The 12,762-nt window shown below is 56.1% G+C and carries 13 protein-coding genes; 9 read left to right on the top strand and 4 right to left on the bottom strand.

Annotated features, from left to right (window positions below):
- Positions 1 to 127 precede the first annotated feature (127 nt).
- The gene (locus tag Mag101_RS02720; protein ID WP_077400461.1) at positions 128 to 1,597 is read left to right on the top strand and encodes a DEAD/DEAH box helicase; all 1,470 of its coding nucleotides are present in this window, start codon (positions 128 to 130) and stop codon (positions 1,595 to 1,597) included.
- Between the two features lie 72 nt (positions 1,598 to 1,669).
- On the opposite strand, the gene Mag101_RS02725 is transcribed toward Mag101_RS02720, so the two are convergent.
- The 3 genes from Mag101_RS02725 to Mag101_RS02740 form a co-directional block, all read right to left on the bottom strand.
- Positions 1,670 to 2,980, bottom strand: coding sequence for a M20 family metallopeptidase (locus tag Mag101_RS02725; protein ID WP_077400464.1), 1,311 nt, complete (start codon positions 2,978 to 2,980; stop codon positions 1,670 to 1,672).
- Between the two features lie 159 nt (positions 2,981 to 3,139).
- Entirely contained in the window at positions 3,140 to 4,741 is a 1,602-nt protein-coding gene (locus Mag101_RS02730; RefSeq protein WP_077400467.1) for an AbgT family transporter, read from the bottom strand.
- A 306-nt stretch (positions 4,742 to 5,047) separates the two neighbouring features.
- Positions 5,048 to 5,791: an OmpW/AlkL family protein gene (locus tag Mag101_RS02740; RefSeq protein WP_077400473.1), complete on the bottom strand. Its 744-nt coding sequence runs from the start codon at positions 5,789 to 5,791 to the stop codon at positions 5,048 to 5,050.
- A 216-nt stretch (positions 5,792 to 6,007) separates the two neighbouring features.
- On the opposite strand from Mag101_RS02740, the gene Mag101_RS02745 reads away from it, so the two are divergent.
- Positions 6,008 to 6,715: a glutamine amidotransferase-related protein gene (locus tag Mag101_RS02745; protein ID WP_077407995.1), complete on the top strand. Its 708-nt coding sequence runs from the start codon at positions 6,008 to 6,010 to the stop codon at positions 6,713 to 6,715.
- 70 nt (positions 6,716 to 6,785) lie between these two features.
- On the opposite strand, the gene Mag101_RS02750 is transcribed toward Mag101_RS02745, so the two are convergent.
- Positions 6,786 to 7,334 (bottom strand): thioredoxin family protein, encoded by a 549-nt coding sequence (locus Mag101_RS02750; RefSeq protein WP_077400476.1) that lies wholly within the window; start codon positions 7,332 to 7,334, stop codon positions 6,786 to 6,788.
- Between the two features lie 186 nt (positions 7,335 to 7,520).
- Between Mag101_RS02750 and Mag101_RS02755 the strand changes: the two genes are divergently transcribed.
- The 7 genes from Mag101_RS02755 to ureG are packed head-to-tail and all read left to right on the top strand — an operon-like array spanning position 7,521 to position 12,716.
- Positions 7,521 to 8,429 (top strand): urease accessory protein UreD, encoded by a 909-nt coding sequence (locus Mag101_RS02755; RefSeq protein ID WP_077400479.1) that lies wholly within the window; start codon positions 7,521 to 7,523, stop codon positions 8,427 to 8,429.
- A 27-nt stretch (positions 8,430 to 8,456) separates the two neighbouring features.
- The gene (locus tag Mag101_RS02760) at positions 8,457 to 8,759 is read left to right on the top strand and encodes an urease subunit gamma (RefSeq protein ID WP_077400481.1); all 303 of its coding nucleotides are present in this window, start codon (positions 8,457 to 8,459) and stop codon (positions 8,757 to 8,759) included.
- 15 nt (positions 8,760 to 8,774) lie between these two features.
- Positions 8,775 to 9,110 carry an urease subunit beta gene (locus tag Mag101_RS02765; RefSeq protein WP_077400484.1) on the top strand — a complete coding sequence of 112 codons (336 nt, stop codon included), beginning with the start codon at positions 8,775 to 8,777 and terminating at the stop codon, positions 9,108 to 9,110.
- Positions 9,107 to 10,822: an urease subunit alpha gene (gene ureC / locus Mag101_RS02770; protein ID WP_077400488.1), complete on the top strand. Its 1,716-nt coding sequence runs from the start codon at positions 9,107 to 9,109 to the stop codon at positions 10,820 to 10,822. Before Mag101_RS02765 ends, ureC begins: the two co-directional genes overlap by 4 nt.
- A gap of 17 nt (positions 10,823 to 10,839) precedes the next feature.
- Positions 10,840 to 11,376, top strand: a complete 537-nt coding sequence (locus Mag101_RS02775) for an urease accessory protein UreE (protein ID WP_198040066.1) — start codon at positions 10,840 to 10,842, stop codon at positions 11,374 to 11,376.
- Positions 11,327 to 12,046: an urease accessory protein UreF gene (locus Mag101_RS02780; protein ID WP_232325109.1), complete on the top strand. Its 720-nt coding sequence runs from the start codon at positions 11,327 to 11,329 to the stop codon at positions 12,044 to 12,046. The genes Mag101_RS02775 and Mag101_RS02780 overlap by 50 nt, the downstream gene beginning before the upstream one ends.
- A gap of 28 nt (positions 12,047 to 12,074) precedes the next feature.
- Positions 12,075 to 12,716 carry an urease accessory protein UreG gene (gene ureG, locus Mag101_RS02785; RefSeq protein WP_077400493.1) on the top strand — a complete coding sequence of 214 codons (642 nt, stop codon included), beginning with the start codon at positions 12,075 to 12,077 and terminating at the stop codon, positions 12,714 to 12,716.
- Positions 12,717 to 12,762 lie beyond the last annotated feature (46 nt).

Consider the following 12,762-nt stretch of genomic DNA (forward strand, 5'->3'; position numbering starts at 1 on the left):
CGCCTAAGGCGGCAACTCGAAACCGACTGTGGAACATTGCAATTTTTTGCGGTTTCAGTATGAGTTTCACGAATTTACCTCTGGTTGACCCGGTGCCGAACTGCGGTCGCCTGCAAGAAGATACATTATGTTGTTTGAAGATCTCGGCCTCGAGCCGGAAATTGCCCGCGCCGTGGCGGAGCAGGGCTATACCCAACCTACCCCTATCCAGCAGCAAGCCATTCCGGTGGTGATGCGCGGTGGCGACGTCATGGCGGCCGCACAGACCGGTACCGGTAAAACGGCTGGTTTTACCCTGCCACTATTGCACCGGCTGAGCGCCGGCCCGCGCGCGCGCAACAATCAGGTGCGTGCGCTGGTACTGACCCCGACGCGCGAGCTCGCTGCGCAGGTGTTCGACAATGTGCAGAGCTACAGTGAGCACCTGCCCATGCGACACTCCGTGGTGTTCGGTGGGGTAAAAATCAATCCACAAATGATGCGCCTGCGCGGTGGTGCGGACATCTTGGTGGCCACTCCCGGTCGCCTGCTGGACCTTTACAATCAGCGCGCGATCAAATTCGATCGCCTGGAAACGCTGGTGTTGGATGAAGCCGATCGCATGCTCGATATGGGTTTTATTCACGACATCAAAAAAATTCTGCGCGTACTGCCAGCGAAGCGTCAGAACCTGCTGTTCTCCGCGACCTTCTCGCCGGAAATTCGCGGCTTGGCCAAAGGCCTGGTGAACGACCCGGTTGAAATCGATGTGGCGCCGCGCAACAGCACCACCAAAACCGTAATGCAAAAGCTGCATCCGGTGGATAAGTCCCGCAAGGCATCTTTGCTGTGTCACCTGATCAAGGAAAATGACTGGCACCAGGCACTGGTCTTCAGCCGCACCAAGCACGGTGCCAACCGTCTGGCCAAGCAATTGGAACAGCATCGTATTCCTGCGGCGGCGATTCACGGCAACAAAAGCCAGAATGCGCGAACTAAAGCACTGGCAGATTTTAAAAATGGCAAGGTGCAGATTCTGGTGGCCACGGATATCGCCGCGCGCGGTATCGACATCGACCAGTTGCCGCAAGTGGTAAACTTCGATCTGCCCAATGTGCCGGAAGATTATGTGCACCGAATTGGTCGTACCGGTCGTGCCGGCGCATCCGGACACGCGGTATCTCTGGTGTCTGCCGACGAAATCAAGCAGTTGCGTGATATCGAAAGACTGATCCAGAAGCCGATCGAGCGTGAAGAAATTGAGGGCTTTGAACCGGACCACGTGGTGCCGGAATCCGGCGGCAAAGTCGGCAAAGGTTCACAGGTTCGCCGCGGCGGTAGTGGGCGCAGCAAGTCGGGCAACGGCAAGGCTGGCGGTAACAAACCTTCCGGCAATAAGTCTGGTGGAAACAAGCCGTCTGGGAATCGTAGCGCTTCCAGCAACCGCGCCAATGGTAATCATTCGGAAGGTCGCAACGGCAATGAGCGCAACGGCAATGGCCGCAGTGGCAACAGCCGTTCAGGTAATCGTGCTGCCAATGGTAATAGCAATGGCAATACGGCGGCCAAGCCGGGGCAGCGCCGTCGCCGCCCACAACGCCGTACCGAGTCGGCGTAAGCGTAGAGTTTTTTGCTCAGGCGCTATAAATAGAAAAGGCGATCGCAAGATCGCCTTTTTTATTGCCAACTGTTACTGATTTTTCTGCCTGTCCAGATAATCGATGGCCAGTTGGGTAATCGCCTTGGTGCCAATTTTTAGGGCGCCCTCATCCACGTAAAACTGCGGTGAGTGATTGCTGGCAGCGGTGGAAGGATCTGTACCCTTGGGGGTAACCCCAAGAAAATAGTAGAAGCCCGGAATTTCATTGGCGAAGAAGGAGAAATCCTCAGCGCCGGTAATTTTCGGAATCACCATTACCTTGTCGTCGCCAGCGGCGGCTTTTAGCGCGGGAATGGCTTCTTCAGTGAGTGCCGGGTTGTTGACGGTTACCGGGTAGCCCTCAAGAATTTCTACTTTTGCCTCGGCGCCACTGGCTTCGGCAATTTTCTCCGCTGTCACCTTCAAGCGTTTAAAAATTTCCTGGCGGTTATCCATATCGAAATTGCGAATGGTGCCGTTCATGTACACGCTGTCGGGAATAATATTGTTGCGCACACCACCGTCGATAATGCCGAAGGAAACCACGGCAGGTTCTTTGGTGATATCAATCTGACGGCTAACCAGCGTCTGTGTACCCATCACGATCTGCGCTGACGCAGTAATTGGATCGACGCCGCCCCAGGGGCGGGAGCCGTGGGTCTGGCGGCCATGCACATGAATTTTGAACTGATCGGAACTCGCCATCAGTGGCCCGGAACGGTAGCCAATGACACCAGAGGGTAGGCTGGAGGTTACGTGCTGGCCGAATGCCACTGCGGGCTTGTACTTCTTGAATAAGCCTTCTTTCAGCATTAACTCGGCACCGCCTTCTTCGCCGTCTGGTGCACCTTCTTCGGCGGGCTGGAAGATAAACAGGATATTGCCGGCAAGTTCGTCGCGCATACCGGCCAGCACTTCGGCGGCCCCCATCAACATGGCCACGTGGGTGTCGTGCCCACAGGCGTGCATCACACCAACCTCTTCACCGTTGTACTGGGTGGTGGCTTTTGAAGCGAAGGGGATGTCCACCTGCTCGGTCACTGGCAGCGCGTCCATATCCGCGCGTAGCGCTAGGGTGGGGCCCGGTTTGCCGCCCTTGAGGAACCCGACTACGCCGGTGTGGGCGATACCGGTTTCCACTTCGATACCGAGGGCTTTCAGGTGCTGGGTGATGTACTTGGCGGTTTCAAATTCGCGATTGCCCAGTTCCGGGTTCTGGTGGATATGGCGTCGCCACTCGATCACGTTGGGCTCGGATTTCTTGAGTGCCGCGTCGAGAGTGTTTGATTGTGTCTGCGCGAAAGCGCCGTGGCTGACAAAGGCCAGGGCGGAAAGGGAGAGGGAGATTAGGGGCTTTTTCACAAGAACATTCCTGTTTTGCGGTGTATGGCTCCAGAGAAGCAAACCATGCACCGCGGCAGGAATCAATCTTTGTGATTCTTTGTTCTTACTCGTGTCCTTACTCTGCGTCCTCGCCATGTGCGCATAGCGATATGCGCACAAGGCTGTTTTACTTTGGTTTTACATAGTGAAGTAAGTCGCCGCGCCCGGTCCTACCGGCATGCCCGCAACAAATACCCACAGGAAGAACAACGCAGTCCAGCCGACGAAGAAGAAGATGGAGTAGGGAATCATCGTTGCGATCAGCGTACCCATACCCAGGTCTTTCTTGTAACGGGTAGCGAAGGACACGATCAGGCCGAAGTAGCTCATCATCGGGGTAATGATGTTGGTGACAGAATCGCCGATCCGGTAGGCCGCCTGAATGACTTCCGGCGCGTAGCCCAGCAGCATCAGCATGGGCACGAAGATCGGCGCAGTCACCGCCCACTGAGCCGAGGCGCTGCCAAGGCTCAGGTTCACCACACCACACATCATGATAAAGAACAGGAATAGAATCGGACCGGTCAGGCCGATACTCTGCAGGGCCTCGGCACCCAGTACCGCAAAGATGGTGCCCAGGTTGGTCATTTTGAAGAAGGCCACAAACTGCGCGGCGAAGAACACCAGCACGATGTACATGCCCATGGTGCCCATGCTTCGGGACATGGCGTCGATCACATCGCGATCATTCTTCATGGTGCCCACGGTCTTGCCGTACACGAAGCCCGGAACCGCAAAGAACACCACGATCAGTGCCACAATGCCTTTCAGGAACGGGGAACCTGCCACGGCACCGGTTTCCTGGTTGCGCAGCACACCCCACTCGGGAACGATGGTGAGCGCCAGCAAACCGCACACGCCCAGAACCGCAAAGCCTGCATATTTGAGGCCGCGCTTCTCATCACCGGTAAGCTCGGTCATCTTGTCCTGGGACAGGTCGACGGAGGCTTCGCTGTTATCGTATTTACCCAGCTTCGGCTCCACGATCGCCAGGGTTACCCAGCTGCCCACGATGGTGATCAGGAAGGTACTGATAATCATGAAGTACCAGTTTACTTCCGGGCCCACCACATAGTTGGGATCGATCATATGTGCGGCGGATTCGGTGATGCCTGAAAGCAGTGGGTCAACGGTGCCCAGCAACAGGTTGGCGCTGTAACCGCCGGAGACACCCGCAAACGCGGCGGCCAGGCCCGCCAGTGGGTGGCGGCCGAGGGAGTGGAAGATCATCGCTGCTAGCGGGATCAGCACCACGTAACCCAGTTCAGACGCGGTATTGGAGATGATGCCGGCGAACACCACGATCACGGTCACGGTGCGTTTGGAGGCCTTCAATACCATGCCGCGCACGGCCGCGGAGAGCAGGCCGGAATGTTCCGCGATCCCCACACCCAGCAATGCCACCAGCACCGTGCCCAGCGGGGCGAAGCCGGTAAAGTTGGTGACCAGGGTGGTAACAATTGTCCTGAGACCCTCACCGGACAGCAGGTTCACCACATGGATAACACCGTCGGCAGAGCGGCCAGCGGCGCCTTCCGGGCGCGGATCCACCACAGAAAGCCCGAAGAACGATGCCACACCGCTCAGTACGATTACGCCGAGGGCAAACATGGCGAACAGGGTAATGGGGTGGGGCAGCAGATTACCCAGCCATTCCACGGTATCGAGGAAGCGGGTAAAGGCGGTTTTTTTGCCGGAGGCTCCGGGTTGGATCTCGCTGGGGGAGGTGGATGTCGTCATTATGTCTCCTCTGGTTCACCTGCCGGCTAAAAAATAGTCAGTTGGCGCGCAATCATACATGAAAATGGCAGCGATGACTTCGCGGGCAGTGATACGGATGCGTATTCTGCCACTTCATCTGCTTTTGGCCATTTGGCGTCGACGCCGGGGTGCCCAATTATCGGCATATAAAAGCAGCTATCGCCAGAGGAGTGGCGCCGAATCCAATGTTTGTCTGGGGGATGCCGCGGGCGGAGTGAGGAGAGGGGAGAAGGGAAAGGGTAAAGGGGAGAGTTGTGCGGGCGCTATCGCGCCCGCGGGAACAGCCTAGAACTTGTAGCCGATACCAATCGAGTAAACAAAGGGGTCGATATCTACATCGGCAGTAATGCGGGTAAAGGTATCGCCGCGGCTGCGGAAGTCGATTTTCGCCTCGGTGTCGATATCCAGGTACCAGACGGCCGCATTGAACAGCCAGTTGCTGTCTGGCCCGAACATTACATCCACACCGATTTCGCCGGCGAGCCCCCAGGAGTCGTCGAGCCGGAGGTTCGCGCGGCTAACGGCCCCGAGCACATCCGCGAAGTAGTCATTGGCAACGGTGCTGATGCTTTCGTCCGAGAAAGTGGTGAAATTCACCCCGAGGCCGAAATACGGCTGTACCCAGGACTCTTTGCACGTGGGGAACCACTGTACGGTAAGCGTGGGTGGCAGGTGCTCGATACTGCCCAGGTCCACCTTGCCGAGTCGGGCATTGAGGTTGTCGGGGTTGGGCAAGCCAATGACATCAAGGTCGTGCTCAAACGGCAGCGCCGCCAGTAACCCAAGGCCGAAGTGGTCTGCGAACATCCAGGTGCCGGTAATGGTCGCGCTATCGCCATCGTCCACAAGGACCCGGGTGTTGGTCAGTTCGACGGTGTTGTCGATCAGCAGCGGGTCGGAATCATCATCCGGATCCACCAGTCCCCAGCCAATGCGGACAATAAAGTCGCCTTGCTCCAGATCGGCCAGGCAGTGGCTGCTGGCGAGGGTGGCGGCGAGGAATGCGGCGGCCAGACTGAGTTTCTTCATAAGATCGCTCCTTGAACTTCCTAGCGGTGCGACAATGCAGTCCGGCATTGCCATTTTGCACGACACTTTCAGTCTAGCTGTCTGTCGAATGGAGAAACTTTCTTGCGTTTGATTGGGTGACATTTGGATCTGGGCTTGTGGCCGGCGTGCACTGCGGCAATAATGTGATCACAAAAATGATCCTGGTTGGTAATTGGCCTGTATATGGGTGAAGTAATGAAGATTGGTGTTCTTAAAACGGACGATGTGCGCCCGCAGCTGGTGGCCGAATTCGGTGAGTACCCGGAGATGTTTGCGGCGCTGCTGAAGCGTGAGGATGACGCGCTGGAGTTTGTCACCTACGAGGTGCAGCACGGTGAATACCCGGCGGATATCGACGAAGTCGATGCCTACCTGATTACCGGCAGTAAAACCGGGGTCTACGACGATCAGCCGTGGATTGCGCCGCTGATGGAGTTTGTGCGCGAGTTGCGCCGCCGTGAGAAGCCGACCCTGGGCATCTGCTTTGGTCACCAGATTATTGCCCACGCTCTGGGTGGTGAGGCGCGCAAGTCAGAAAATGGCTGGGGTGTCGGGGTGCACAGCTACGAAGTGCAGGAGACGCCAGCGTGGATGGTGGAACCGCAGCCGCAATTCAGCCTGCTGGTCAGCCACCAGGACCAGGTGGTGGCACTACCGCCAGAGACCAAAGTGATTGCCTCCAGCGACTTCTGCCCCTATGCGATGCTGCAAGTCGGTGGGCACATGCTTACCATGCAGGCGCATCCGGAATTCACCAAGCCATACTCCAAGGGCTTGATGGAATTGCGTAAAGAAGTATTCGGCGAAGATATGGTCGAGAAGGGCAAGGAATCTCTGCACAATGACATTCATGAGAGCGCGGTAGCGCGCTGGATGCTGGCGTTCCTGAAGAGCGCCGCTTAGCACTGGAATGCGTCTTTAGAATGTTCCCGGTGTCAATACCGAGGCAATACCGGGAACATTCTGTCACCAATTACTTCCACTTAATGTTGCAGCCAATCGACGCCACCTGATCGTCTGCAGGTTTCTCCCCCGCCAACACCGCATTCACTGCAGCGTGTAAATCCTTACCATTGACCGGCGCATCGTTGCCCGGGCGGCTGTCATCAAACTGTCCGCGGTACGCGAGCTTCCTGTCTCGGTCGAACAGAAAAAAGTCCGGCGTGCAGGCTGCGTCAAATGCCTTGGCCACGGACTGATCCTCGTCCACCAAATATTCAAATTCATATCCCCGCAATGCGATCTCTTCACGCATTTTGGCCGGGCTGTCCGCCGGGTAGCTGGCGAAGTCATTACTGTTGATGGCCACAACGTTAACGCCCTTGGCCACCGCGTCCTTGCCAAACGCAGCCAGCCCATCTGCGATGTGCTTTACGAACGGGCAGTGGTTGCAGATAAACATCACTACCAGCGGCTTTTCATCAAGTGCATTGCTGTCGACCGCCTTTCCATCCGCGTTGGGTAGCGCGAATGCCGGCATGGGGGTGCCGAGGGGAATCATGGTGGATGGAGTCAGGGCCATGGAGTGCTCCTTGCAAGGTGGGTGGCATCAAAGTGTATCGAATTTCCCGCAGTTTGGGGTTGCCGGAGTCGGCGGCACTTAACTACGTCAATTGACGCATACCGTCGTTCCACAATTCTTGCTTCCATTGTCCTCTAATCCAACCAATCGACGGCAGTCGTGGGCTGCCTTGCATGTACGTCTTTGATGAATCAGCTCGCTACATTACGAAGTTCAGAAGGCCTTGGTTGCTCCGATAGTGCGGGAAGTAGTGCGGGTCGCTGGTTGGCAGGACTGGAACTGGTATTTGAGCATGATGCGCGGGGTTGTCGCCTGGCAAGGAATCATCATCGGGGTCCGCTGTATGTACAGAAACCGTTCTTTCCCGAAGGACGGGATCTGGCTCACATATATCTGCTGCACCCTCCGGGTGGCCTGGTTTCCGGGGATCAACTGGATGTCCGTATAACCGTCGCAGAGCGCGCGCGGGCATTGGTGACCACAACCGGTGCCGGGCGTGTGTACAGGGCACGCGGTGACGGACTGTTACAGCGGCAAAACACCCTGTTGCAAATTGCCGCTGGCGCGAGTCTTGAGTGGTTGCCTCTGGAGAACATCGCTTATCCCGGTGCCAATGGCTCCATGCACACCCGCGTGAACCTGGAACCGGGAGCGCTATTTGCGGGGTGGGAGGTGACGTCACTGGGGTTGCCAGCCCGAGGAGAATCGTTTCACAAGAGTCGATTGCATCAACGTCTGGAAATTTTTCTGGATGGTATGCCGTTGCTGCTGGACTCGCTGCGTTTGGGGGACCCCGCGGTTGACATACTGCGCTGCAAAGCCGGGCTGAGTAATTTTCCGGTAAACGGGATGATGGTAATGGGGCCCTTTCCCGAGGCGGTTTGCGATGATGCGATGGCGGAATGCCGCCGGATTTTAATGCGTGGCAATACGCACGGCCTTGGCGGAGTCACCCTTGTGGCCAATATGCTGGTGGTGCGCGTGCTGGGGCGTTGTGCATTTGAAGTACGTGAATTGTTGAGCCAAACGTGGTGCTACATGCGTCCGCAGCTACTCGGGCGCAGTGCCTGTGCACCGAGGATTTGGCGCACATGAAATCAATAAAATAATTGCGGGTTTTCCATGGAATTATTGCCCAGAGAAAAAGATAAATTACTGGTGTTTACCGCCGCACTATTGGCCGAGCGACGTCTCGCTCGTGGCTTGAAGTTGAATTACCCGGAAGCGGTGGCATTGATTTCAATGGAAATTATTGAAGGCGCACGCGATGGAAAAAGTGTCGCGGAGCTAATGGGTTTTGGCCGTGAAATCTTGCGCGCAGATCAGGTGATGGAAGGTGTCGCCGATCTGGTACACGAAGTACAGGTAGAGGCTACCTTCCCCGATGGAACCAAACTCGTGACGGTGCATAACCCCATCAGCTAACGCGGAGGCAGCAAGATGATTCCCGGAGAAATTCAGGTCGCCGCAGACAGAGGCGATATTCAGCTTAATCCAGGGCGTGAAACACGGACCCTGCGTGTAGAAAACACCGGTGATCGGCCTGTGCAGGTCGGCTCTCACTATCACTTTTACGAGGTAAACCCCGCGCTGCGATTCGAGCGCGAACGTGCCCGTGGTTTTCACTTGAATATTGCATCCGGGACGGCGGTTCGGTTTGAACCCGGCCAAGGGCGCGAAGTGGAGCTGGTGGCCTATGCAGGTGCTCGCAAAGTGTATGGATTCCGCGGTGAGGTCATGGGTGCACTCGATGCTGAGGAGGTATGCGAGCCATGAGCCAAATGGATCGGGAAAGTTATGCACAGATGTTCGGCCCAACCACCGGTGACCGGGTTCGTCTTGGCGACACCGAACTGTGGCTGCAGGTGGAAAAAGATTTCACTCGCTACGGCGACGAAGTGAAATTTGGCGGTGGCAAAGTTATTCGTGACGGAATGGGACAGAGTCAGCGTTCGTGTGAGGAAACGCCCGATCTGGTGATTACCAATGCACTGATTCTCGACCACTGGGGCGTGGTAAAGGCCGATGTATCGGTGAAAAACGGCCGAATTACCGCTGTTGGTAAAGCCGGTAATCCCGATGTGCAGGAGGCGGTTGATATTGTCATTGGCCCCGGGACGGAAATTATTGCCGGTGAGGGTTCAATTCTTACCGCAGGTGCCATCGATGCGCACATTCACTTTATTTGTCCACAGCAGGTGGAGGAAGCGTTGATGTCGGGTGTCACCACCATGATTGGTGGGGGTACCGGCCCCGCTACCGGAACCAATGCCACAACGTGCACACCCGGCCCTTGGAATATTGGAAAAATGCTGCAGGCCACCGACAGCCTGCCAATGAATTTTGGCTTCCTCGGCAAAGGTAATGGCAGTTTGCCAAAGGCCATCGAAGAGCAAGTCGAAGCCGGGGCTTGTGGGCTCAAATTGCACGAAGACTGGGGGACTACCCCGGCGGCGATCGATTGTTGTCTGAGCGTTGCAGAAAAATACGATGTGCAGGTGGCAATACACACCGACACCCTGAATGAATCCGGCTTTGTTGATGACACGCTGGAGGCGTTCAAGGGGCGCGCGATTCACACCTACCACACGGAGGGCGCCGGTGGTGGTCATGCACCGGATATTATCAAGGCCTGTGCTTCGGCCAATGTCCTGCCCTCGTCGACCAACCCTACACGGCCATACACGATTAATACCGTCGATGAGCATCTGGATATGCTGATGGTATGCCACCATCTGGATACCAGTATTCCGGAAGACATCGCTTTTGCTGATTCGCGTATTCGCAAGGAAACAATCGCCGCGGAAGACCTGTTCCACGATCTGGGTGCTTTCAGCATGATTGCATCCGATTCACAGGCGATGGGGCGTGTGGGCGAGGTCATTACGCGCACCTGGCAAACCGCACACAAAATGAAAGTCCAGCGGGGAACGCTGCAGGAAGATCGTTCCGGCGATGCCGCTGGTGCAGATAATTTTCGCGCGCGTCGTTACATAGCTAAATACACCATCAATCCCGCCATCACCCATGGTATTGCCCATGAAGTCGGTTCCATCGAAAAGGGAAAGCTGGCGGACCTGGTGTTGTGGAAGCCGGCCTTTTTCGGCATCAAGCCATCCATGATTATCAAAGGTGGCATGATCGCCGCAGCCCCAATGGGGGATCCAAACGCGTCAATCCCTACACCGCAGCCGGTGCACTACCGTCCGATGTTCGGTGCGTACGGTATTGCTGCAGCAAAGACCTCTCTAACGTTTGTTTCACAAATTGCGATGGAACGTGATCTCGGGAGAAAGCTCGGGCTCGCACGTACGCTTGCGCCATGTAAAAACACCCGCAGCGTACGCAAGAAAGATATGTTGCTAAACGACTGGCAGCCAGATGTGAGTGTGGACCCGCAAACCTATGAAGTGCGTGCCGATGGCGAGCTACTTACCTGCGAACCCGCCACAGAACTCCCCCTGGCGCAACGCTATTGCCTGTTCTGATTCCAAAGGAGATCTGTGTGAAATTGGATGTATATCAACGGCTCGGAATTCGAACCGACGTAGCTGTAACGGAGCAGGTTGTTCTCGACCATCTGCAGCGTGACCGCGGGCGGCTGCGTGCAACTACACTAGGCGGCCACGAAATTCGAATTTTTTTGGAGCGCGGCAAGCCGCTGTTGGTAGGCGAAATCTTGCAGAGTGAATGTGGCAAGAACATTCAGGTGGTGGGCGCGGACGAACCAGTAACAACCGCCTACGCAGCGGACTGGCAGACGTTTAGCCGCGCTTGCTACCACCTGGGCAATCGTCACGTAAAGCTGCAGATTGCTAGTGCGGATGGTGAGCGTTGGTTACGTATTACCCCGGATCATGTGTTGGAAGAGATGCTCGGACTACTGGGGTTGACGTTAGAAAGTGAGTGCGCGGTATTCGTACCCGAATCCGGTGCCTACAGTGGCGGCCACGGGCACGCTAGCTCTCACAGCCATTCCCACGACCATTCCCATGGCCACTCGAATAATGCTGACGCAGCCCATGAGCATCACCACCACTGATACGGCACTACTGCGTTTACTGCAGCTATCCAGTGCGAGCCTGCCGGTAGGCGGCTATGCGTTTTCACAAGGATTGGAATTCGCTGTAGAGGCTGGTTGGGTAACCGACCTCGCCGGTGCCCGTGAATGGCTGTCGGTGCAGCTGCTGGAATCCATCGCAGGCGTAGATTGCCCGCTGCTACTGCGCTGCCATAGAGCGTTACAGGTGGACGGCGCAGCAGCGGGAGAAAACCACGAACTCGCATATTGGAATCAGTACACCCTGGCATGTCGTGAAACCCGCGAATTACGACTCACGGATACTGCAACAGGTGCGGCGTTGATGCGTCTGCTGACACAGCTGGATATTGTGCAAACGCATTTGGATGGTGATGTCAGCTTTGTCGCAGCCTTTGCTGTTGCGGCGTATCACTGGCAACTCAACGAGGAGGCGGCCATGCTGGGGTTTGTGTGGTCCTGGCTTGAAAACCAGGTCGCCGCCGCGACCAAGCTGGTACCTCTTGGGCAGACTCAGGCGCAACAGTTGATTGGCGAGCTGCAGCGGGAAGTGCCGACAGCGATACAACGAGCGCGACAACTTGAGGACCATGACCTTGGTGCTGGCCTGCCAATGCTGGCGATTGCCAGTGCCCGTCATGAAACCCAATACAGCCGCCTGTTCCGGTCTTAAAAATCTCAAAAGTAATTCGGGGATAACCATGACTTCACAAAAAAAACAAACCCTACGTGTTGGAATTGGCGGGCCGGTAGGCTCGGGTAAAACCGCATTATTGCGGGAACTGTGTGCCGCGATGCGCAACCACTACCAGATTGCTGTAGTAACCAATGATATTTACACACAGGAAGACGCACAGTTTCTCACTCGGCATGAAGCGCTGGACGCGGACCGAATTATTGGTGTGGAAACCGGTGGTTGCCCCCATACAGCTATCCGGGAAGATGCTTCCATGAACCTTGCCGCAATTGATGAATTGATTGCCCGTCATGGCGCGCTGGATGTCGTATTTGTGGAGAGCGGTGGTGACAATCTCAGCGCTACGTTTAGCCCGGAGTTGTCGGATCTCACTATTTACGTCATCGATGTTTCCGCCGGTGACAAGATTCCTCGCAAGGGTGGCCCCGGTATTACCCGCTCGGATCTTCTGATGATCAATAAGATTGATCTCGCACCGCTAGTGGGCGCGTCGCTAGAGGTAATGGATCGGGATGCCAAAAAAATGCGTGGCGAGCGCCCATTTGTGTTTTCGAACCTGAAAGCGCAGCAGGGGTTAAAGGATATTATTCACTTTATTGTGCGCGAGGGGATGTTGGAGGAAAAAGCGATTCCAGAGATTACTTAGTTAAGCAAACTCCACAAAGCCAGAAGGATCCTGATGTAGAAGTTGG

Source organism: Microbulbifer agarilyticus, from assembly GCF_001999945.1.
GTDB lineage: Bacteria > Pseudomonadota > Gammaproteobacteria > Pseudomonadales > Cellvibrionaceae > Microbulbifer > Microbulbifer agarilyticus_A.